The organism is Teredinibacter haidensis, assembly GCF_014211975.1.
Lineage (GTDB): Bacteria > Pseudomonadota > Gammaproteobacteria > Pseudomonadales > Cellvibrionaceae > Teredinibacter > Teredinibacter haidensis.
The window spans coordinates 182,031-203,185 of record NZ_CP060084.1 but is presented as its reverse complement, the minus strand read 5'-3'; the positions used below and the strand labels follow the sequence as shown (position 1 = coordinate 203,185).

Sequence of the window (21,155 nt, the reverse complement as noted above, 5' to 3'; positions counted from 1 at the left end):
TCAACATCTTAGAACCTCAATAAAGAAGGTTTATATACAGACTATGAACCGGACTTAAGGGCTTCGGTTAATGCTGCTTCTACTTCTGCTGCACTTACGCCATCCGATGGTAAAGACTTTTCTTCACGCTTGCGACGGCGCTCATTGTGATAAGTCAGACCGGTACCCGCTGGGATCAGTCGACCAACAACCACGTTCTCTTTCAGACCACGTAATCTATCGAGCTTGCCCGTAACGGCAGCCTCGGTCAAAACACGGGTTGTTTCCTGGAAGGATGCGGCAGATATAAATGATTCAGTTGCCAACGACGCTTTTGTAATACCCAGCAGCTGGCGCTCAAATTTCGCAGGCTGGCGACCATCGGCGCGTAACTTCTCATTACTCTCCAATACATGATGATACTCAACCTGTTCACCCTTAACGAAGTCGGAATCACCCATGAAAGTAATTTCTGCCTTGCGCAGCATTTGACGAACGATAGTTTCGATATGCTTATCGTTAATCTTCACGCCTTGCAGCCGGTAAACTTCCTGAATCTCGTTGACGATGTAGCGGGCCAAGGCTTCCACACCCTGCAAACGCAGAATATCGTGCGGGTTGCTTGGCCCATCAGACACAACTTCACCCTTAGCGACCGTTTCACCCTCGAACACGGTCAATTGACGATGTTTAGGGATCAGTACTTCGTAGTGAGTCGAGCCATCCGGAAGCAGCTGGCCGTTAGCCGGAGTAATCACCAGGCGACGCTTACCTTTGGTTTCTTTACCGAAGGAAACCGCACCGGAAATCTCAGCCAGAATTGAAGGCTCTTTCGGCTTACGCGCTTCAAACAGGTCGGCAACACGAGGTAGACCACCGGTAATATCACGAGTTTTTGATCCCTCTTGAGGGATACGTGCTATTACGGTACCCACACCGATCTGGTCGCCATCGCTTAAACTCAAAATAGCTTTACCAGGCAACATGTAGTGCGCCGGCTGATTAGAGTTCGCCAAAGTCAGCTCGTTTCCGTTTCCATCTACAAGGGTTACCGCTGGCTTCAGATCTTTACCCGCTGCAGGACGCTCGGTAGGATCCAGAATTTCAATACTGGACAAACCCGTAAGATCATCTGTTTGCTTGCGAATGGAAAGACCATCTTCCATACCGGTCATAGCGACCTTACCGGCTACCTCGGTAATGATTGGGTGCGTATGCGGATCCCACTTAGCGATCACAGCACCGCCCTCGATCTGCTCGCCATCTTTAACCGAGATAACAGCCCCGTATGGAACCTTGTAACGCTCACGTTCACGACCGGCGGCATCGGCAACCGCCAGTTCGCCAGATCGGGACACCGCTACTAGGTCTCCGGTTTCGCGGGTTACAACCTTAATATTATGCAGACGAACGGTACCTTCTTGCTTCACCTGGATACTATCGGCTGCAGACGCCCGGCTTGCCGCACCACCAATATGGAAAGTACGCATCGTTAACTGGGTACCCGGCTCACCAATAGACTGGGCAGCAATAACGCCGGCGGCTTCGCCGATGTTAGCACGATGCCCCCGCGCCAGATCGCGACCATAACATTGGGCACAAATACCAAAACGAGATTCACAGGTAATCGACGAGCGAACAATGACCTCATCAATACTCATATCGCCAACACGTACAACCCACTTTTCGTCGATCATGGTACCTGCTGGGATCAAAATCTCATCGCTACCTGGGCGTACAACGTCCTGTGCGACGACGCGACCCAGAATACGATCACCCAAGGTTTCGATGATGTCACCACCCTCGATAACCGGGGTCATCACCAATCCCTCATCGGTACCGCAGTCGCTGGACGTAATAACAACGTCCTGAGCCACATCCACGAGTCGACGGGTTAGATAACCAGAGTTTGCTGTTTTCAGTGCGGTATCCGCCAAACCTTTACGAGCGCCGTGTGTAGAGATGAAGTACTGAAGTACGTTCAAACCTTCACGGAAGTTCGCAACAATCGGCGTTTCAATAATGGAGCCGTCCGGGCGAGCCATCAGGCCACGCATTCCAGCCAGCTGACGAATCTGTGCGGGCGAACCACGAGCGCCGGAATCGGCATACATAAAGACAGAGTTGTAGGAATCCTGCATTTCTTCTACGCCGTCACGGTTAATCACGGCCTCTTTGGAAATACCTTCCATCATTGACTTAGCAACTAGGTCGTTGGCGCGAGACCAAATATCGATCACCTTGTTGTACTTCTCACCCTGGGTTACCAGGCCGGACGCGAACTGTCTTTCAATTTCTTTCACTTCATCATCGGCGCTGTCAACAATACCGGCTTTCGCAGCGGGAATTTCAAAATCGTTTACACCGATAGAAGAACCCGACTTGGTACTAAAGTCGTACCCCATGTACATGAGCTGGTCGGCAAAAATAACCGTCGCTTTCAGACCAACGATGCGGTAACAAAAGTTAATGACGCCAGAGATGGCCTTTTTAACCATTGGCTTGTTAACCATGTCAAAAGGAATACCGTCGGGCACAATCTCCCACAACAGAACACGACCAACAGTCGTCTCCAGCAGCTCAGTTTTCTCTTCTTTCTCGCCATCTTCGCGTAATTTTACCTGGCGAACTCGCACTCTAATTCGTGCCTGCAGGCCAATTTTTTTCGCATAGAAAGCGCGAGAGACTTCTTTGCTGTCGGAGAACACCATTCCTTCGCCGAGATCGTTAATACGCTCGCGGGTCATCCAGTACAGACCCAATACAACGTCCTGCGACGGGACGATAATTGGTTCACCAGAAGCTGGTGACAGGATGTTATTGGTGGACATCATCAGCGCACGTGATTCTAGCTGAGCTTCAATTGTCAGCGGCACGTGAACAGCCATCTGATCACCATCGAAGTCGGCGTTATAAGCCGCACACACCAATGGGTGCAATTGAATTGCTTTACCTTCAATCAGTACCGGCTCAAACGCTTGAATACCCAAACGGTGAAGTGTTGGTGCTCGGTTAAGTAATACAGGGTGCTCGCGAATCACTTCGTCAAGGATATCCCATACAACCGGCTCTTCACGCTCAACCATTTTCTTGGCTGCTTTAATCGTGGTAGCGAGGCCGCGCAGCTCAAGCTTGCTAAAAATAAACGGTTTGAAAAGCTCCAACGCCATTTTCTTAGGCAGACCACACTGATGCAGGCGCAAAGTCGGACCGGTCACAATTACGGAACGACCGGAATAGTCCACACGCTTACCCAGTAAGTTCTGACGGAAACGACCCTGCTTACCTTTGATCATATCGGCCAAAGATTTCAGTGGGCGCTTATTGGAACCAGTGATGGCGCGACCGCGACGGCCGTTATCCAGCAATGCGTCCACAGCTTCCTGCAGCATACGCTTTTCGTTGCGAACAATAATGTCCGGAGCGTTAAGATCAAGCAGACGCTTCAAACGATTATTGCGGTTAATAACACGGCGATAAAGATCGTTAAGGTCGGAAGTTGCGAAACGACCACCGTCTAGCGGCACCAATGGACGCAGATCGGGCGGTAGAACCGGCAGAGCTTCCAGAATCATCCACTCCGGCTTGTTACCAGACTGAATAAAGGCTTCGAGAAGCTTCAGTCGCTTGGACAGCTTTTTGATCTTGGTTTCAGAGTTCGTGTTTGGAATTTCTTCGCGGATTCCCTGAGCATCACGCTCCAGATCGATATCCTTCACCAATTGCTGGATAGCCTCTGCACCCATTTTGGCATCGAATTCGTCACCAAACTCTTCCATGGCTTCAAAGTACTGCTCGTCAGTCAGTAGCTGGCCGCGCTCAAGCGTGGTCATACCGGGATCGGTAACCACGAAAGATTCAAAATAAAGCACTCGCTCGATGCTGCGCAAGGTCATATCCAGCAACAAACCGATACGGCTTGGCAGGGATTTCAAAAACCAGATGTGCGCCGTAGGACAGGCCAGCTCGATATGAGCCATACGCTCACGACGAACTTTTGCCAACGTGACTTCAACGCCGCACTTTTCACAAATAATGCCGCGATGCTTCATACGCTTGTACTTACCGCACAAACATTCGTAGTCTTTAACCGGGCCAAATACTTTGGCACAGAATAAACCTTCACGCTCAGGCTTGAAGGTTCGATAGTTAATGGTCTCTGGTTTTTTCACTTCACCAAACGACCAGGAACGGATCATCTCAGGCGATGCGAGACCGATACGAATACCGTCAAACTCGTCGTTTTGCCCCTGATTTTTCAATAAATTTAATAAATCTTTCAAAGCTGCTCCTCCAGTGGGTGCCTATGCACAGCGGGCGAGCCTAATAGAGCTGCGCCCACCACCGTTTGATTTGTGAAATTTACGAGTCTTGCTCAAGTTCGATATTGATGCCCAGCGATCGAATTTCTTTAACCAATACGTTAAATGATTCAGGCATGCCGGGCTCCATACGATGATCACCATCGACGATGTTTTTATACATCTTGGTTCGACCATTAACATCATCCGACTTAACCGTGAGCATTTCCTGAAGCGTGTATGCAGCACCGTATGCTTCCAATGCCCACACTTCCATCTCACCAAATCGCTGACCACCAAACTGAGCTTTACCGCCCAATGGCTGCTGGGTAACCAAGCTATAGGAACCTGTAGATCGCGCATGCATCTTGTCATCAACCAAGTGGTTGAGCTTAAGCATGTACATATAGCCTACGGTAACTTTACGCTGGAAAGCGTCGCCAGTACGACCGTCAAACAAAGTCATCTGACCGGAGTCCGGCATATCCGCCAAGCGCAGCAACTCTTTGATTTCAGACTCGGCAGCACCATCAAAGGCGCGTGTAGCCATGGGCACACCACCTTTCAGGTTCTCAGCCAACTCGAGCAGTTCTTCATCAGTGAAGGAATCCAGCTCTTCCTTTTTATAGGACTGACCAATATCGTTGTAGACCTTACCGAGCAGGTCGCGCAGCTGTATAACCGCATTCTGCTGCTGTAGCATATTCTCGATCTTGCGCCCCAGACCTTTGGACGCAAGGCCCAAGTGAGTCTCAAGAATCTGCCCCACGTTCATCCGCGAAGGCACGCCCAGAGGATTGAGTACGATATCGATTGGATCACCATTTTCGTCGTAAGGCATATCTTCGACCGGCATGATGACTGAGATAACACCCTTGTTACCGTGACGACCCGCCATCTTGTCACCGGGCTGAATGCGACGTTTAATAGCCAAGTAAACCTTGACTATCTTCAGCACGCCCGGAGCCAAATCATCACCGGTTTCCAGCTTGCCTTTCTTGTCTTCAAAACGCTCGTCCAGTTCCTTACGACGGTCTATCAGCTGCTGCTCAGCGGCATCCAACTGCTCATTGAGCACATCGTCAGACATGCGGATTTTAAACCAGTCTTCTTTCACCAAATCGTTGAGCATTTCATCGGTAACCGTATCACCCTTCTTAACACTTCTACCGCTGGAGACCGTTTGGCCAACCAGAGCAGAACGCAGACGGGCAAAGGTAGCGCCTTCAACAATGCGATACTCTTCGTTCAGATCTTTACGTACCTGATCTAACTGAGATTTTTCGATTTCCAACGAGCGCTGATCTTTTTCCAAACCATCACGAGTAAAGACCTGCACATCAATCACGGTACCCTTGACACTGGAAGGGACGCGCTGAGAGGTGTCTTTAACGTCTGAGGCTTTTTCCCCGAAAATCGCACGTAACAGTTTTTCTTCTGGCGTCAGCTGGGTTTCACCTTTCGGCGTGACCTTGCCCACTAGAATGTCGCCGGCACTAACTTCAGCTCCGACGTATACAATTCCAGATTCATCCAACTTAGCTAACGCACCTTCACCCACGTTAGGAATATCCGCTGTAATTTCCTCACTACCCAGCTTAGTGTCACGAGCAATACAGGTCAGCTCCTGAATATGGATAGTGGTAAAACGGTCTTCCTGTACAACGCGCTCGGACACCAAAATGGAATCCTCGAAGTTATAACCATTCCAGGTCATAAACGCGATACGCATATTCTGACCCAGCGCTAGCTCACCAAGATCCACTGATGGCCCATCGGCCAAAATATCACCACGAGTAATGGCGTCGCCAGGCTTAACGATTGGACGCTGATTAATACAGGTATTCTGGTTGGAGCGGGTGTACTTGGTCAGGTTGTAGATATCAACACCTGCATCACCCGCCTCGGTTTCTTCATCGGAAGCGCGAACAACGATACGAGCAGCATCAACGCTTTCGATTTTACCGCCACGCTTGGCAACGACACACACGCCGGAGTCGCGTGCAACATTGCGCTCCATACCGGTTCCCACAACAGGCTTGTCTGCCTTCAGGGTTGGAACCGCCTGACGCTGCATGTTTGATCCCATCAAAGCACGGTTGGCATCATCATGCTCCAGGAATGGAATCAACGACGCTGCCACCGACACAACCTGGCGTGGCGAAACGTCCATATATTGAACGTCTGATACGGCTTTTAATGTAAATTCGTTTTGGTAGCGAACGGATACTAGCTCGTCAGTCAGCTCACCGGCCTCATTCATCTCGGCAGATGCCTGTGCAATAACATACTGAGCTTCGTTAATCGCCGACAGGTATTCGATGTCGTCGGTAACCTTACCATCGACTACCTTCCTATGTGGGCTCTCCAGAAAACCGTAATTATTAGTACGGGCGTAAGTAGCCAGAGAGTTGATCAGACCAATGTTTGGGCCTTCAGGTGTCTCAATAGGACAGACACGACCATAATGTGTTGGGTGTACATCGCGCACTTCAAAACCAGCGCGCTCTCGAGTCAAACCACCAGGGCCGAGAGCAGACACACGACGTTTGTGAGTAACTTCAGACAGCGGATTGTTCTGATCCATAAACTGTGACAGCTGGCTGGAACCAAAGAACTCCTTAACCGCCGCCGCAACAGGCTTGGCGTTAATCAGGTCCTGAGGCATCAAGCCTTCGCTTTCAGCCATGGATAATCGTTCTTTAACCGCGCGCTCAACACGCACTAGGCCAACTCGGAACTGGTTTTCAGCCATTTCGCCCACAGAACGCACGCGACGGTTACCCAGGTGGTCGATATCGTCAACCGTACCGCTACCGTTGCGAATTTCGATCAAGGTTTTCAATACGCAAACAATATCTTCGCGAGATAAAGTGCCTTCTCCCGTTTCAGAATCGTGTCCGAGTCGACGATTAAATTTCATGCGGCCTACCGCAGAAAGATCGTAACGATCAGAGCTGAAGAACATATTCTGGAACAGAGCTTCGGCAGACTCTTTAGTGGGAGGTTCGCCGGGGCGCATCATTCGATAGATTTCGACTAGAGCTTCCAGCTCGGTGCGAGTCGGGTCGGCTCGCAGGGTGTCTGCGACAAACGGTCCACAATCTAATTCGTTAGTGTAAAGCGTTTCAAATTCGGTGATATTCCCTGCGGTCAGACCTTCCAGCACCTCCTCGGTAATTTCAGTGTTACATTCGAATAACACTTCTCCGGTTTCGGTGTTGATAATATTTTTCGCCAGAGCGCGACCGATCAGGTATTCCACCGGAACATCCAGCTCAGTTACACCACTTTTTTCAAGCAAGCGAATATGGCGGGCCGTAATACGACGCCCTTCTTCGATGAGAACATCGCCATTCACATCCTTAATTTCGAAGGTGGTTACATCCCCTCGCAGACGCGAAGGAACCAGCTCAAGTTTCGCATTACCTTCAACGTTAAACACGAACTTGGAAGTTTCAAAAAAGATCGCCAACATTTCTTCGGCACTGTAACCGAGCGCGCGCAGAAGAATCGTTGCCGGCAGCTTGCGACGGCGGTCGATTCGAACGTAAACCAAATCTTTCGGGTCGAATTCAAAATCCAACCATGAACCACGGTAAGGAATAATACGAGCAGAGTACAAAAGTTTACCGGAGGAATGAGTCTTACCTTTGTCGTGCTCAAAAAAGACACCCGGTGAACGGTGTAGCTGAGATACGATAACTCTTTCGGTGCCATTAATAACAAAGGTACCGTTATCGGTCATCAATGGGATTTCTCCCATATAAACTTCTTGCTCTTTAATATCCTTAATCGCTTTACTGGACGACTCGCGATCATAAATAATCAATCGTACTTTAACGCGTAGGGGTACAGCATAAGTCGCACCACGCAACACACACTCACTAACGTCAAATACGGGCTTACCAAGGGAATAGCTTACGTATTCAAGCGCAGCATTTCCGGAATAACTAACAATTGGGAATACCGACTTAAAAGCGGCCTGCAGGCCGATATCCAGTTTGGCATCATCAAGCCTGCCAGCTTGGGTAAATTTTCGATAGGAATCTAACTGGATTGCCAGGAGGTATGGTACATCCATGACGTTTGGCAGCTTGCCAAAATCCTTGCGGATACGTTTTTTCTCAGTATACGAGTAAGCCATTAGTGTTCCTCAGCTTTAGCACGGAGCTTATTTCGACTTAAAGGCCGGGTGAGCCTTTTTTAAACCGTGTTTTACAAAATGCGCATGAGTGGAAAAGTAAAAATTCCAGCCAAATACTTCGACCTTACGTTGATCGCAAACGGGAAAAGGCCAGAGGGCAAAAAGCCCACTGACCTTGTCTTCGCAGGTTTTCTCCGCAGAGAAAACCTTCAAACCACAACTTACTTAAGCTCAACAGATGCGCCGGCTTCTTCCAGTTGCTTCTTAGCTTCTTCAGCGTCATCTTTAGAAACGCCTTCTTTAACTGAACTTGGAGCGCCGTCAACCATTGCCTTGGCTTCTTTCAGACCCAGACCAGTGATAGCACGTACAGCTTTGATCACGTTAACTTTCTTTTCGCCGATAGCGGTAAGAACGACGTCAAATTCGGTTTGCTCTTCAGCAGCAGCAACGTCGCCACCTGCAGCAGGAGCAGCTACGGCAACAGCAGCAGCAGCAGATACACCGAACTTCTCTTCCATTGCTTCAACAAGCTCAACAACGTCCATTACAGACATTTCAGCAATTGCATTTAAGATATCTTCTTTAGAAAGAGCCATTACTCTATCTCCAATTTAAATTTGTTAATTAACCACACGGATGTGGAGTATTCCGAAAGTTGTCAGGAACAATTTCGGACAATAGATACAGCCAGTTCGATACTTTTATTAAAAAGAGCCGAAACTTATGCCGCGTCTTGTTTCTGGTCGCGAACTGCCGCAACTACGCGTGTAACCTTGGTTGGTACCTCGTTGAAAGTACGAACCAATTTGGTGACCGGTGCGATCATAACGCTTGCCAATAGACCCAACGCCTGTTCCAAAGTCGGAAGCTTGGCGAGAGTGTCGATTTGGCTTGATTCCAGCAACTTACCGCCAATAGAGAGCGCTTTTACTTCAAAGTTTTCCTGCTGTTTAGCAAAATCTTTGAAAATTCGCGCCGCCGCGCCTGGGTCTTCCATAGAAAAACCAAACAGACTTGGGCCAGTAAGGGCTTCGTTCACACACTCAAAATCGGTTCCCTGCATAGCGCGCTTGGCTAGGGTGTTTCGAACAACACGTAAATTTACGTTGTTCTCACGAGCCAGTTTGCGCAGGGAATCCATATCGCCAACAGTCACGCCACGTGCGTCGGCAATCACCAGAGATAACGCGTTAGCTGCAGTCTCGTTAACGTCAGCGACGATCGCTTTTTTGTCTTCGAGTCCAATAGCCACTAATAAAATCTCCTGGATTTGAAGTTAAGAAATAACGCTACCACAGTTACTACATTGTGATTTTGCCATTTCCGATTATCGGTGATCACATTCAAATCCGTAAAATCTGAATTGGGACACACCGTCTGCGTAGGCTTGACCTTTCGATCTGGATTAAGCAGTAAAAACTAAAAGTCTCTTCCGCACCTACGGTCTTTGACAGCCCGGCTCATCAGAACACTTAAAAATTAAGTGAACCAAAAAACCAGACCCCAAAGTTCTGGTTAATCAATCAGCGGAATTAAACTTCCAAACTAGATTGATCGATGACCAAGCCGGGGCCCATAGTGGTACTCAAAGATATTTTCTTCAGGTAAACACCTTTGGCCGCTGCAGGCTTAGCTTTTTTCAAATCGTTAACTAAGGCTTCCAAGTTTTCCTTGATCGCGCTAGCGTCAAAAGAAACCTTACCAATACCACCGTGAACAATACCGCCCTTGTCCGCACGAAAACGCACTTGACCGGCTTTAGCTTTTTTAACAGCTCCAGCAACGTCGGGGGTTACAGTTCCGGTTTTGGGGTTTGGCATCAGTCCGCGTGGACCCAACACCTGGCCAAGCATACCCACAACACGCATTGCTGCCGGATCGGCTACGACCACGTCAAAATCCATCATGCCACCTTTAATTTCAGCCGCGAGTTCATCCATACCGACAAATTCCGCACCGGCTTCTTTCGCTGCATCGGCAGCTGCGCCCTGAGCAAATACAGCAACGCGCACAGCTTTACCTGTACCGTGCGGCAAACTGGTTGCACCGCGAACAGACTGGTCGGATTTACGGGGATCGATACCAAGATTGACAGCAGCGTCAACAGTTTCTGAAAACTTGGCGGTTGCCAGCTCTTTCAATAACGCTACAGCTTCGTCAATACCGTACGACTTGGTGAAATCAACTTTTTCGTTGATTACTTTTTGCTTTTTAGTCAGATTCGCCATGTTACACACCCTCCACATCAATACCCATCGCACGGGCAGAGCCGGCGATAGTACGAACTGCTGCATCCATATCGGCAGCAGTCAAATCCGGCGCCTTGGCAGTAGCAATCTCTTCCAACTGGGCACGATTAACCTTGCCAACTTTTTCAGTGTTGGGACGGCCACTACCACTTTTGATTCCAGCGGCTTTCTTTAACATATAAGATGCTGGTGGGGTTTTCATGGTGAAGGTAAAGCTACGGTCGCTATAAACAGAAATCACAACAGGAACTGGCGCACCAGGCTCCTGGCTCTGAGTTTGCGCGTTAAACGCCTTACAGAATTCCATTATATTCACACCGTGCTGACCCAAAGCAGGACCAACGGGTGGACTTGGGTTAGCCTGACCGGCTTTTACCTGTAGCTTAATATAAGCTTCAACTTTCTTTGCCATACTATGTACTCCCGATTATGGGTTTTAGCGCCTCCAAACAGTTGGCAAACTGTTCTTCCCAGGCTCCCCTGTCTTGACGAAAGAACCTCCTTCAACAAGACGCGAAAAGCCCTCCCCCGCTACGCGGGAGAGAGCACAATACTGTTACTCAACACTACCAAACTTAATTCGTCGCAGTGGCGCCAAATCAGCTTTTTTCAACCTGCCCGAACTCCAGCTCAACAGGAGTAGATCGACCAAAGATGAGAACCGCAACCTGCAAGCGGCTTTTTTCGTAATTAACCTCTTCAACCACTCCATTAAAGTCGTTGAAGGGGCCATCAATAACGCGAACCATTTCGCCCGGCTCAAACAAAGTCTTGGGCTTAGGCTTATCTGCGGAGTCATCAACTCGCTGCAGAATCAAATCGGCTTCTTTATCGGTAATCGGTGCAGGCTGATCAGCCTTACCGCCAATAAAACCCATTACTCGGGGAGTCTCTTTAACCAGATGCCAAGCATCATCATTCAACTCCATCTGCACGAGCACATAACCTGGGAAGAATTTACGCTCGGACCTGCGCTTCTGACCCCCTCGCATTTCGACAACTTCTTCGGTTGGCACCAACACATCGCCAAAACTATCGTGCATCCCGTGCAGCTCAATACGCTCTTTAAGAGCCTGCGCCACTTTCTTCTCGTATCCTGAGTAAGCGTGAACAACATACCATCGCTTAGTCATAGTGAGCGCCCCTATCCAATAATGAGTGAAGCCAAATAACCAAGGCCTGCATCCAGACCCCAGAGGATAATAGCCGTAACCACAACAACTGCGGATACAATTAACGTTGTCTGAGTCGTCTCCTGACGAGAAGGCCAAACCACTTTACGCACCTCAACCTGAGCTGCCTTTAGTAGAGCCCAAAAAGAGCTACCCTTAGCCGTGTTAACCGCGACATACGCAGCAAACAGACCAAGCACCAACAACACCAGAACACGATAGAGCAGGGCAAAATCGCCAGCATAGTATGAATTGGCAAATGCACCACCCAAAACAAGGGCAGCCACAACTAGCCACTTAAGACCATCCAAACGAAAATCTGCTTCTTCGACTTTAGTAGTGCTCATAATTTTCTCAACGTACATTTTTTGCGTCGACAAGTTTCAACGCAGACGGCGAATATTTCTCTCGCCTTAAAATGGCAGGCCAGGAGGGACTCGAACCCCCAACTTTCGGTTTTGGAGACCGACGCTCTACCAATTGAACTACTGGCCTGTATTACTTCTTCCGACGCACAAAAAGGCCGGCACTAACACCAACCTTTCCTCCCACCAGAAGCTAACTGGTCACTGCATACCGGAATGTGGAGCTCATGACCGGAATTGAACCGGTGACCTCACCCTTACCAAGGGTGTGCTCTACCATCTGAGCTACATGAGCTTGAACTCTTCACTTATCACCCTCAGAGGGCACTTTCGGCATTTATCGCTTAATGGAGCGGGCGGCGGGAATCGAACCCGCATCATCAGCTTGGAAGGCTGAGGTTCTACCACTAAACTACGCCCGCTTACAACTTTTCGACTTACCTTTAGCCTTTTGCGTGAGCATTACCAACGCGAAGACTAAACTCTTATCCGAAGAGCCTGACGTAAGCAAAACACTACAAATACTTAACTAGGCATTGCAGTGAAAGCCACCTTCTCGGACTTCAATATGGTGCAGGGGGGTGGATTCGAACCACCGAAGCTTGCGCGTCAGATTTACAGTCTGATCCCTTTGGCCACTCGGGAACCCCTGCGCTAATTTTAAAAATGGAGCTGGCGAGAGGAGTTGAACCCCCGACCGGCTGATTACAAGTCAGCTGCTCTACCAACTGAGCTACACCAGCTCTCTAACCTCATTATGGGATACTTTGGCCTGCTCCCTTAATGTGGAGGCGGGATTCTAGTGAATGTTGTCCTGCGAAGCAACATCTAAACAGAAATTTTGTCGTCTCTCGAGACCATTTATACCTTCCATTGCTCGCGACCAAGCCATATTGCTCATTTTTCCACCTTCTCCGGGTGTTAGCATGGTCCAAATCTCCCAATAAGTGCGCTCGATTATATTGACCTCCGCATCGAGACCGATGGCTTTCGCCTCAACTAATTGCTGTTTTGCCAGCTCTTCGCGGCTAAACATACCTAGCGAAATACCATTTGCCAACTCACCCTTGGGAATGATGTAGCTATCCACTTTTTTTGCCTGCAGCTCAGCTAACTTACGCAGCGCGGCCTTATGTGAGGCCTCTGGAGGCAAATAAACTTGGTAGCGCGCACCCGCAGGAATTTCCAACTCTTTTATTTCGCTACGGATATCGATCGCAGCAAGGCGCTCGGTAAAAGTCTGCGCCTGCTCCCGATCTTTAAACGGACCCACCATATCACAAAGCGGCTTACCGTCTTTTGTCGGGTAACTAGGCCCTGAAGAGGTGTTCACCACAGAGGAAACACCCACCAGATTCTGCTCTCCATCCACCAGAGACGCCCCTTCCGACAGCAGAACCAACGGCGCCACCCGTTTGTACGCAAAAGGTGCTGGCTTTGAAGTAACCACTTGCTGGCCAGGCTCATAAAAAGCCACCCCCCAAGCCAAGGCCAGCACATTAAAAAACAGCAGTGTAAAGAAAATCCACCTCATTGGATTGGAAGTTCCCCCGTTTATTATTGTCGTATATCCCAACACTGGTTTAGCAGTAACCCCTGCAAAACCAGATCAGACTCGCATTTGGCTGATGCTGGCAGCCAGGATCTAAGCAACGCCATATCGCCACCAGTCAAATAAATTGTAGCGGCTGAAGCGCTAGGCAGCTCCTTCGCCATAGTATCAGTATAAGCAACGACCTCCGACATCAAACCCTTTAAAGCGGCCGCCACCCCCTGCTCAACACAAGCTAAAGTATCGCAACCAGGCCGCCACGTCTGCGGTGGAGTTAACGACTTAACATCAATAGCGCTAGTGCTTGAAAGCAGTGCTCTGGTCATGGCTTGCACACCCGGAACGATCAAGCCACCTTGATGACGCCCCCCCAAACCCACAAAGTCCGCCGTTATAGCGGTGCCCGCATCAATAACAACACAAACAGATTTTTCCCGATGAAAAGCAGCCAACATTGCCAACCAGCGATCCACCCCGAGACGACGGAAATCATCGTAAGCGGCAACGAGACCCAAACACTCTTGCTCAACCACCGCAAAAAAAGGTTCAATACCAAACTGGTCTCTAGACGCCAAGACAAGCTCACGATCAAACTCTGGCCCTCGTACGGACGATACCAGCACCCTATCCAAACGGGTCGCGCCAACGAGTTCAGCAAGGCAACCAAGATCCGAGTATGCGCAACAACCTTCATGCTTGCGTTTATCATCAACCAACTGCCACTTAAGCCGACTATTTCCCGCATCAAGAAGAAGCTGCATTACCCCCTCCCCACTGGACGCTCGCGAACACTGATTTCACCCCCAAGAAAAACGCGCTCTTCCGCGCCCACCAGCAGGCGTAGACCTCCGCTTTCGGTGACACCCAGCATCCTGCCATCCAGGGTGCTATTGGGCATAACCAGGGAAACCTCCCGATCACGATAAGCGTTCAATTTTTCCCATCGCTTTTTATAACGGCTAAAACCGCTCTGTTCGTAATTCGACAACAGGGGTATAAGCTCATTCAACAACGCAGCAACAACCGCATTTCTATCCAGGCCAGCCTTAAGACCATCTTTAGCAGGCAAAGAGGCCAAATCGACCCACGCTTGATCTATACTCGCGCCAAGGGCTTCAGGCATGCGAACATTTAGCCCAACACCAACGACAATATAACAATCGCCACTGGCATCACCAGACATTTCCAGCAAGATGCCGCCAAGCTTTCGCCCCTCTACTAGCACATCGTTAGGCCACTTCAAACGCGGCTGATCATAACCAAGGGCGCAAAGCGCCTCTGCGACCGCCACACCTACAGCCAAACTTAACCCCTCAAGCGCTGCAACCCCCTGGGAAAAGCGCCAACCGATGGAGAGGTATACATTCGCCGCATAGGGGCTTTGCCAGACCCGGCCACGCCTACCGCGACCAGCGGTTTGTTGCTCTGCCAGACAGATGTAGCCATGACCACCGCCCCTGCCAATATGTTGCAACACGGTTTGATTGGTGGACTCGACCTGCTGAATGACGTCAAGCGCTGATACAAGCGGCAGGGACGCCTCGCTGAGCCGCCCTAATATTTTGTCGCCCCCAAGCAAGGAGAGGGCAGCACCTAACGCATAGCCCCTACCCTTATGACTGATAACCTCAATTCCTAGCGGCTGCAACGATTGCAACTGCTTCCACACGGCGGCTCGACTGATACCCGCCAACTCGCCCAGCTTTTCTCCCGAGTGAAACTCACCATCGGCCAAACACTGAATCAGTAATAATTGATTTGAATTCATAAGCGTGTTAAACCGTCGCTAGCTTTTGTATGTTCGCAAATAGCGATGCCCCAGAGCGGTGAGAACTTCATAACCGATCGTTCCCGCCTTTTCCGCCACTTCATCCAGTGAAATATTCTTACCTATAAACTCCAAGCGATCGCCAGCCTTAACCGTGCCCTCGGCCAGATGAGAAATATCAACAATGGTGCTATCCATAGATATTCGCCCCACTATTGGTGCCCGCCAGCCCTTCCCGCCTTTTTTTTCAATCCAGCACTCACCGTGATTAGATAACGCACGAAATAAGCCGTCGGCATACCCGCCCGCAACAACCGCCACCCGCGCAGGCAAACTAAAGCAATATGTTGCACCGTAGCCAACACAAGCGTCACTGGAGATCTCTCGCACCTGCAGTACTGGCAACTTTAATTCAACCACAGGCCGAAATATATTTTCCGCCCGCAACTGCGGATTACCGCCATAAATCGCTATACCTGGCCTTACTGTATCAAAATGATAATCATCACCTAGCAAAATACCGGCAGAATTGGCCAGACCGCACTTGAGACTCGGCAGTAATTTTTTCAACCGAGAAGCGTAACGCTGAAAGCGCTGAAGCTGCCGTTCATTTTGCGGATGATTCGGCTCGTCAGCACAAGCCAAGTGGCTCATTAAGCGCTTAACTCCCGCTGTTTGTAAATCTTTTGGTGATGCTACGACCAGATCAAACTCGTCCTGACTCAAGCCCAGACGCGACATCCCTGTATCCACTTTCAATACGGAGGAAACAGAACCGGATCGCAAGCCAGCTCCTCTCAACGCAGAACACCAACGAAAAAACATTTCGCCACTAATAAGCACCGGCACTATACGATGCTCCGCAAAAACCAACTCTTCGCCGGGAGCACACCCCGAAAGCACATACAACTGACAATCAGCCGTACTCAGCCCGTGCGCCTCAACAATCTCGTCCAACTGCCCCTGGACGAAAAGCGCCTCTTGTAAGCTAGCAACGTAAAAGTGCCTACAGCCCGCTTTAAGCAGTACCTGAACAACAGGGATAACCCCTAAACCATAGGCGTCGGCCTTAACAACGGCTCCGCATTCAACAGTCGGATTTAATTTGGCCTTTAACTGCAACCAATTGTAGGCAATGGCATTAAGATGAATAACGAGATCAGAGTTCACAATAGAAGACTTATGCTTGGCTGAAAGATAAAAACAGTCTGCATGAAATCACACTAAAAGAGCAATAGAGCGAAAACAAAGAGAGGCAAGTTTAAAGGGGAATTTTAGAAAAATGACCGGCAAACAATTGTTTACCGGTCATTTTTAACAGAGAAGAGTTCGCAGCTAAGAAAAAGAGCTATTCGCCGAAAAATTTGTCTGGAATATCGGCGTTAGTAAAAACACTCTGCACATCATCCAGATCTTCGAGCATATCGATCAGCGCCAGGGTTTTATCAGCATCTTCCTGCGTAGCAATAGGTACTTGCACTGAAGCAATCATAGCGACTTCTGCATTGGCGGGCTCCAGACCAGAAGCAACCATCGCCTCTTTAACCCCCAGGTAACCCTCGAAAGCTGTAGTCACATCCAGGGAGCCATCGTCATTAGACTCGACATCTTCTGCCCCGGCATCCAACGCAACCTCCATTACCTGATCTTCATCGATACCCGGAGCAAAACTAATTTGCCCCTTGCGGGTGAACAGGTAGGCCACAGATCCATCGGTTCCCAAATTCCCACCGCGCTTAACAAAGGCATGGCGCACTTCGGAAACAGTACGGTTACGATTATCGGTAAGACATTCAACCAACACTGCAACACCACCGACACCGTACCCCTCGTAAGTAATCTCATCATAGCTTTCACCATCCGCACCGCCGGCACCGCGGGCAACCGCTTTATCGATAGTATCGCGCTTCATATTTGCACCCAGCGCTTTATCGATGGTTGCCCGCAGCTTGGGATTGTCTTCCGGATTACCTCCAGCTTTGGCCGCAACCGTTAACTCGCGAATAATTTTGGTAAATGTCTTCGCGCGTTTAGCATCTTGCGCAGCCTTACGGTGCTTGGTGTTCGCCCACTTACTGTGACCCGCCATTGTTTTTTACCCGTTTTATTTTTCCGTTTTTTCGCCTGAACCTTCAGCACTCTGGGGCTGAGGCTTCGCTCGCAGGCGAATATGTAACTCTTTCAGTTGATCACTATCCACGGCTCCCGGAGCATCTGTCATCACACAAGCGGCAGACTGCGTTTTCGGAAAAGCAATAACATCGCGAATCGAGTCAGAACCAGTCATCAACATAATCAAACGGTCAAGACCGAAGGCCAGCCCACCATGGGGTGGAGCACCGTATTTTAATGCATCCAGCAGGAAACCAAACTTTTCGCGCTGCTCATCCTCTTCAATCCCGAGAATCTCAAATACAGCTTGCTGCATTTTCTGATCGTGAATACGCACAGAGCCACCGCCCAACTCGCAGCCGTTCAAAACCATATCGTATGCGCGGGAGAGCGCGACAGCAGGGTTAGCGTTCAGTTCTTCAGGTGTACAGGATGGAGCGGTAAACGGGTGATGCAGCGCCGTTAAACCGCCGTTATCGATTTCTTCAAACATGGGGAAGTCGATAACCCAAAGAGGGGACCAATCGCAGGTGTACAATTCCAGATCTTCACCCAGTTTGCAGCGCAGCGCGCCCAGCGCCTCAGAAACCACTTTATAGCTATCAGCCCCGAAGAAGATTAAATCGCCGTTTTCGGCTCCCACACGCTCCAGGATGGCTTTACACACACCTGCGGGCAAGAACTTAACAATGGGTGATTGCAGGCCATTCTCCAGATCGTCTTTATCATTAACCTTGATGTACGCCAGACCTTTAGCACCGTAGATAGACACAAACTTAGTGTAAGCATCAATTTTCTTGCGAGGGATTTCACCACCTTTAGGTACCTTCATCGCGGTTACGCGACCTTTCGGATCGTTCGCCGGAGCAGAGAAAACTTTAAACTCTACATCTTTCATCAAATCTTTTATTTCGATCATTTCCAGCGGAATACGCATATCCGGCTTATCGGAACCATATCGTTCCATCGCCTCGGCATAAGGCATACGCGGAAAATCGCCGAGGTCCACACCCATTAAGTCTTTAAATAGTTTGCGAATCATGTCCTCGGTAACAGACATAATGCCGTCTTCATCCATGAACGATGTTTCAATATCGATCTGAGTAAATTCTGGCTGACGATCAGCACGTAAATCTTCATCGCGAAAACACTTGGCTATCTGGTAATAACGATCAAAACCCGAAACCATCAGCAACTGTTTAAACAGCTGGGGAGATTGCGGCAACGCGAAGAACTTGCCGTCGTGAGTACGGGAAGGCACCAAGTAGTCGCGAGCCCCCTCTGGGGTAGCCCGAGTCAAAATTGGAGTTTCGATATCGAGAAAGCCGTGCTCATCCATATAATTCCGGATGGCTGTTGTCACCTTAGAGCGGAAATACAAATTGCGCTGCATTTCCTGGCGACGCAAATCCAGGTAACGGTACTTTAAGCGCACATCTTCACCAACGGAAATATGAGAGTCCAGCTGAAAAGGAGGTGTTTCCGCACTGTTCAGAATTTGCAGACCGGTACCGTAGACCTCTACTTCACCGGTTGCCATATTAGAGTTAACGGTAGATTCCGTGCGTGCGCGAACCTTACCGGTTACCTGCAAGACATATTCGGGCCGCACTTTATCTGCCAGCGCAAAGTTTTCTTCCCCGTCGGGATCGAACACGACCTGCACAATGCCCTCTCGATCGCGCAGATCAATAAAAATTACTCCACCGTGATCACGACGGCGATCTACCCAACCGCATAAGGTTACTTCTTCATCAATATTGGACGCTTCTAATACGCCACAGTAGACACTGCGCATGGTTTCTATTCCCGTAAGTTTAATAATTTCATTTAGCAATTAACACCTGCCTAGCTCTTATTCGGCTTGCCGGTACCGTTGCTAGAAGGCGCTTTGGTATCCGATTGACTGCTCGTGGGCGAGGAAGAATCATTGCTGGCAAGGTTCTTTTTCTTTCCCGACTTATAATCAGTCTCGTACCAGCCACCACCTTTCAGGCGAAAAGCCGCCGCTGAGACCTTCTTTTTCAAACCGGCATCGTTACATTCAGGGCAATCCACCAAAGGTGAATCACTCATTTTCTGTAGAGCTTCCAGCTCGTGGCCACAACTCTCACAGCGATATTCATAAATGGGCATAAATTTCTAACTCCACGCTGTTAAACCCCAAAATTGCTCAACAGCTTCGATCTCACAAAAAAAGCGGGGCATTATACCCCAGCCCCCGGCATTGATGAAGGCGTGACCAGCGGTAGTGTAATCACGGCACCGGGATCTTGTGACGACACACTACCTAATACGGCAACTATTCCAGCGCCAGGCCCCTATACGGTGAGCTAAAAACAGCCAAAAAGGCAAAAAGTCCTTATATATAGCACTTTTTTGTTGCTGCACGGGTTTGAATACACTATATATACCCCAGGCGCGGCACCGCTCGATAAAGGACGTATTTGCTCCGTATATAACAGACTGAATATGCCGCCAACAATTTCTATTGATAACAAATAAAACCCGAGGTTTACCTATGGCAGCACGTAAGGCACCAGCAAAAAAGGCCCCAGCCCGTAAAGCACCCGTAAAGAAAGCTCCAGTAAAAGCCGCTGCAAAAGCCGCTCCTGTTAAAAAGATCGTAGCGGTTAAAGAGCGTTTCTCAAAAACACAAATTCTTACCCAGATCGCCGAAAGCACTGAACTCCCCAAGAAGGACGTTAGTGCGGTTCTAGACCAGCTGACCGACATTATCGAAGGTCACATCAAAAAGCGCGCTTGCGGTGAATTCGTTATGCCCGGCCTGTTCAAAATTGTGACCGTGAAAAAGCCTGCCCGCAAAGCTCGCAAAGGAATAAATCCCTTTACCGGTGAAGAGGCCATGTTTGCTGCCAAGCCCGCCAGCATCCAGGTTAAACTGCGCCCACTGAAGAAACTGAAAGAAATGGCAGAATAAGCCTTTCGACTCTTCAGCAGATACAAAAAAGCCCGCAGAAGCGGGCTTTTTTGTATCTGCTGCTCTACTAAGGCGTAAAACCTGGCGAACTATTACTGTCATCCACCATGGTCTGCGCCTCAAAACCTTCTCCTACCAGTGAATCCTGCAGGCGCTCCACTCGATGAGCAAGCGCACCCGACTCATATTCGACGGGCGCTTTGACACCCCAAACAGATGCGGGCCAGGCTGCATCACCGTCATATCTGGCCACATGGTGGACATGAAGCTGCTGCACAATATTACCCAATGCCGCAATATTCATAGTTGTAGGTGCAAACAGGGATGTCATAACCTCCGACAGGTGGCTCGACTCACGTATCAACTGCTGCTGATCAACCACACTCAAATGGTGGATTTCTCGAATTCCCGATCGCTTTGGAACCAGTACGCACCAGGGATAATTGGCATCCTTGTGAAGCAGCACCAGTGATAGCTTAAATTGCCCCAGGGGTACCGTGTCTTGCACGAGTTGCGGATGAAGTTCAAACATATTATCTCCTCATTAAAACCAGTAAGCTTTATAC

General features: G+C 49.4%; 17 protein-coding genes and 5 tRNA genes. 1 reads left to right on the top strand and 21 read right to left on the bottom strand.

What is annotated here, in order from left to right; all coding sequences use genetic code 11:
* Positions 1-41: 41 nt before the first annotated feature.
* From rpoC to H5715_RS00705, 20 genes are all read right to left on the bottom strand, one after another.
* The gene (rpoC, locus tag H5715_RS00800; RefSeq protein ID WP_075186037.1) at positions 42-4,262 is read right to left on the bottom strand and encodes a DNA-directed RNA polymerase subunit beta'; all 4,221 of its coding nucleotides are present in this window, start codon (positions 4,260-4,262) and stop codon (positions 42-44) included.
* Positions 4,263-4,341: 79 nt separating this feature from the next.
* Complete coding sequence (gene rpoB / locus H5715_RS00795) at positions 4,342-8,427, bottom strand: DNA-directed RNA polymerase subunit beta (RefSeq protein ID WP_075186038.1); 4,086 nt, start codon at positions 8,425-8,427, stop codon at positions 4,342-4,344.
* 221 nt (positions 8,428-8,648) lie between these two features.
* Positions 8,649-9,026 carry a 50S ribosomal protein L7/L12 gene (rplL, locus tag H5715_RS00790; RefSeq protein ID WP_075186040.1) on the bottom strand — a complete coding sequence of 126 codons (378 nt, stop codon included), beginning with the start codon at positions 9,024-9,026 and terminating at the stop codon, positions 8,649-8,651.
* A 125-nt stretch (positions 9,027-9,151) separates the two neighbouring features.
* A complete protein-coding gene (gene rplJ / locus H5715_RS00785) occupies positions 9,152-9,682 on the bottom strand; it encodes a 50S ribosomal protein L10 (RefSeq protein ID WP_075186041.1) in 531 nt (176 codons plus the stop codon).
* 280 nt (positions 9,683-9,962) lie between these two features.
* Complete coding sequence (gene rplA / locus H5715_RS00780; RefSeq protein ID WP_075186042.1) at positions 9,963-10,658, bottom strand: 50S ribosomal protein L1; 696 nt, start codon at positions 10,656-10,658, stop codon at positions 9,963-9,965.
* Between the two features lies 1 nt (position 10,659).
* Entirely contained in the window at positions 10,660-11,091 is a 432-nt protein-coding gene (rplK, locus tag H5715_RS00775) for a 50S ribosomal protein L11 (protein ID WP_075186043.1), read from the bottom strand.
* 187 nt (positions 11,092-11,278) lie between these two features.
* Complete coding sequence (gene nusG / locus H5715_RS00770) at positions 11,279-11,812, bottom strand: transcription termination/antitermination protein NusG (protein ID WP_075186044.1); 534 nt, start codon at positions 11,810-11,812, stop codon at positions 11,279-11,281.
* Between the two features lie 11 nt (positions 11,813-11,823).
* Positions 11,824-12,198 (bottom strand): preprotein translocase subunit SecE, encoded by a 375-nt coding sequence (gene secE, locus H5715_RS00765; protein ID WP_075186045.1) that lies wholly within the window; start codon positions 12,196-12,198, stop codon positions 11,824-11,826.
* 72 nt (positions 12,199-12,270) lie between these two features.
* Positions 12,271-12,346, bottom strand: a tRNA-Trp gene (locus H5715_RS00760).
* A gap of 89 nt (positions 12,347-12,435) precedes the next feature.
* Positions 12,436-12,511, bottom strand: a tRNA-Thr gene (locus H5715_RS00755).
* Positions 12,512-12,564: 53 nt separating this feature from the next.
* Positions 12,565-12,638, bottom strand: a tRNA-Gly gene (locus H5715_RS00750).
* A gap of 147 nt (positions 12,639-12,785) precedes the next feature.
* Positions 12,786-12,869: transfer RNA gene (locus H5715_RS00745), tRNA-Tyr, on the bottom strand.
* Positions 12,870-12,883: 14 nt separating this feature from the next.
* Positions 12,884-12,959 (bottom strand) — tRNA-Thr (locus H5715_RS00740).
* Between the two features lie 56 nt (positions 12,960-13,015).
* Entirely contained in the window at positions 13,016-13,750 is a 735-nt protein-coding gene (locus tag H5715_RS00735) for an SPOR domain-containing protein (RefSeq protein ID WP_075186046.1), read from the bottom strand.
* 23 nt (positions 13,751-13,773) lie between these two features.
* On the bottom strand, positions 13,774-14,529 hold the full coding sequence (locus H5715_RS00730; RefSeq protein WP_075186047.1) for a type III pantothenate kinase: 756 nt from the start codon (positions 14,527-14,529) through the stop codon (positions 13,774-13,776).
* A complete protein-coding gene (gene birA, locus H5715_RS00725) occupies positions 14,529-15,536 on the bottom strand; it encodes a bifunctional biotin--[acetyl-CoA-carboxylase] ligase/biotin operon repressor BirA (RefSeq protein ID WP_075186048.1) in 1,008 nt (335 codons plus the stop codon). Before birA ends, H5715_RS00730 begins: the two co-directional genes overlap by 1 nt.
* An 18-nt stretch (positions 15,537-15,554) precedes the next feature.
* Positions 15,555-16,706 (bottom strand): alanine racemase, encoded by a 1,152-nt coding sequence (gene alr, locus H5715_RS00720; protein WP_075186049.1) that lies wholly within the window; start codon positions 16,704-16,706, stop codon positions 15,555-15,557.
* 178 nt (positions 16,707-16,884) lie between these two features.
* Positions 16,885-17,625, bottom strand: coding sequence for a YebC/PmpR family DNA-binding transcriptional regulator (locus H5715_RS00715; protein WP_075186050.1), 741 nt, complete (start codon positions 17,623-17,625; stop codon positions 16,885-16,887).
* Positions 17,626-17,640: 15 nt separating this feature from the next.
* Positions 17,641-19,446, bottom strand: a complete 1,806-nt coding sequence (gene aspS, locus H5715_RS00710) for an aspartate--tRNA ligase (protein ID WP_075186110.1) — start codon at positions 19,444-19,446, stop codon at positions 17,641-17,643.
* 50 nt (positions 19,447-19,496) lie between these two features.
* On the bottom strand, positions 19,497-19,784 hold the full coding sequence (locus H5715_RS00705) for an FmdB family zinc ribbon protein (protein WP_075186051.1): 288 nt from the start codon (positions 19,782-19,784) through the stop codon (positions 19,497-19,499).
* A gap of 385 nt (positions 19,785-20,169) precedes the next feature.
* On the opposite strand from H5715_RS00705, the gene H5715_RS00700 reads away from it, so the two are divergent.
* A complete protein-coding gene (locus tag H5715_RS00700; RefSeq protein WP_185906580.1) occupies positions 20,170-20,589 on the top strand; it encodes an HU family DNA-binding protein in 420 nt (139 codons plus the stop codon).
* 67 nt (positions 20,590-20,656) lie between these two features.
* On the opposite strand, the gene H5715_RS00695 is transcribed toward H5715_RS00700, so the two are convergent.
* On the bottom strand, positions 20,657-21,121 hold the full coding sequence (locus tag H5715_RS00695) for an HIT domain-containing protein (RefSeq protein ID WP_185906579.1): 465 nt from the start codon (positions 21,119-21,121) through the stop codon (positions 20,657-20,659).
* Positions 21,122-21,155 lie beyond the last annotated feature (34 nt).

Bases quoted from the DNA above. Each gene is read 5' to 3' on its own strand.
- rpoB (WP_075186038.1), bottom strand. From the start codon at position 8,427: ATGGCTTACTCGTATACTGAGAAAAAACGTATCCGCAAGGATTTTGGC.
- rplL (WP_075186040.1), bottom strand. From the start codon at position 9,026: ATGGCTCTTTCTAAAGAAGATATCTTAAATGCAATTGCTGAAATGTCT.
- rplA (WP_075186042.1), bottom strand. From the start codon at position 10,658: ATGGCGAATCTGACTAAAAAGCAAAAAGTAATCAACGAAAAAGTTGAT.
- rplK (WP_075186043.1), bottom strand. From the start codon at position 11,091: ATGGCAAAGAAAGTTGAAGCTTATATTAAGCTACAGGTAAAAGCCGGT.
- nusG (WP_075186044.1), bottom strand. From the start codon at position 11,812: ATGACTAAGCGATGGTATGTTGTTCACGCTTACTCAGGATACGAGAAG.
- secE (WP_075186045.1), bottom strand. From the start codon at position 12,198: ATGAGCACTACTAAAGTCGAAGAAGCAGATTTTCGTTTGGATGGTCTT.
- H5715_RS00735 (WP_075186046.1), bottom strand. From the start codon at position 13,750: ATGAGGTGGATTTTCTTTACACTGCTGTTTTTTAATGTGCTGGCCTTG.
- H5715_RS00730 (WP_075186047.1), bottom strand. From the start codon at position 14,529: ATGCAGCTTCTTCTTGATGCGGGAAATAGTCGGCTTAAGTGGCAGTTG.
- birA (WP_075186048.1), bottom strand. From the start codon at position 15,536: ATGAATTCAAATCAATTATTACTGATTCAGTGTTTGGCCGATGGTGAG.
- H5715_RS00715 (WP_075186050.1), bottom strand. From the start codon at position 17,625: ATGGCGGGTCACAGTAAGTGGGCGAACACCAAGCACCGTAAGGCTGCG.
- aspS (WP_075186110.1), bottom strand. From the start codon at position 19,446: ATGCGCAGTGTCTACTGTGGCGTATTAGAAGCGTCCAATATTGATGAA.
- H5715_RS00705 (WP_075186051.1), bottom strand. From the start codon at position 19,784: ATGCCCATTTATGAATATCGCTGTGAGAGTTGTGGCCACGAGCTGGAA.
- H5715_RS00700 (WP_185906580.1), top strand. From the start codon at position 20,170: ATGGCAGCACGTAAGGCACCAGCAAAAAAGGCCCCAGCCCGTAAAGCA.
- H5715_RS00695 (WP_185906579.1), bottom strand. From the start codon at position 21,121: ATGTTTGAACTTCATCCGCAACTCGTGCAAGACACGGTACCCCTGGGG.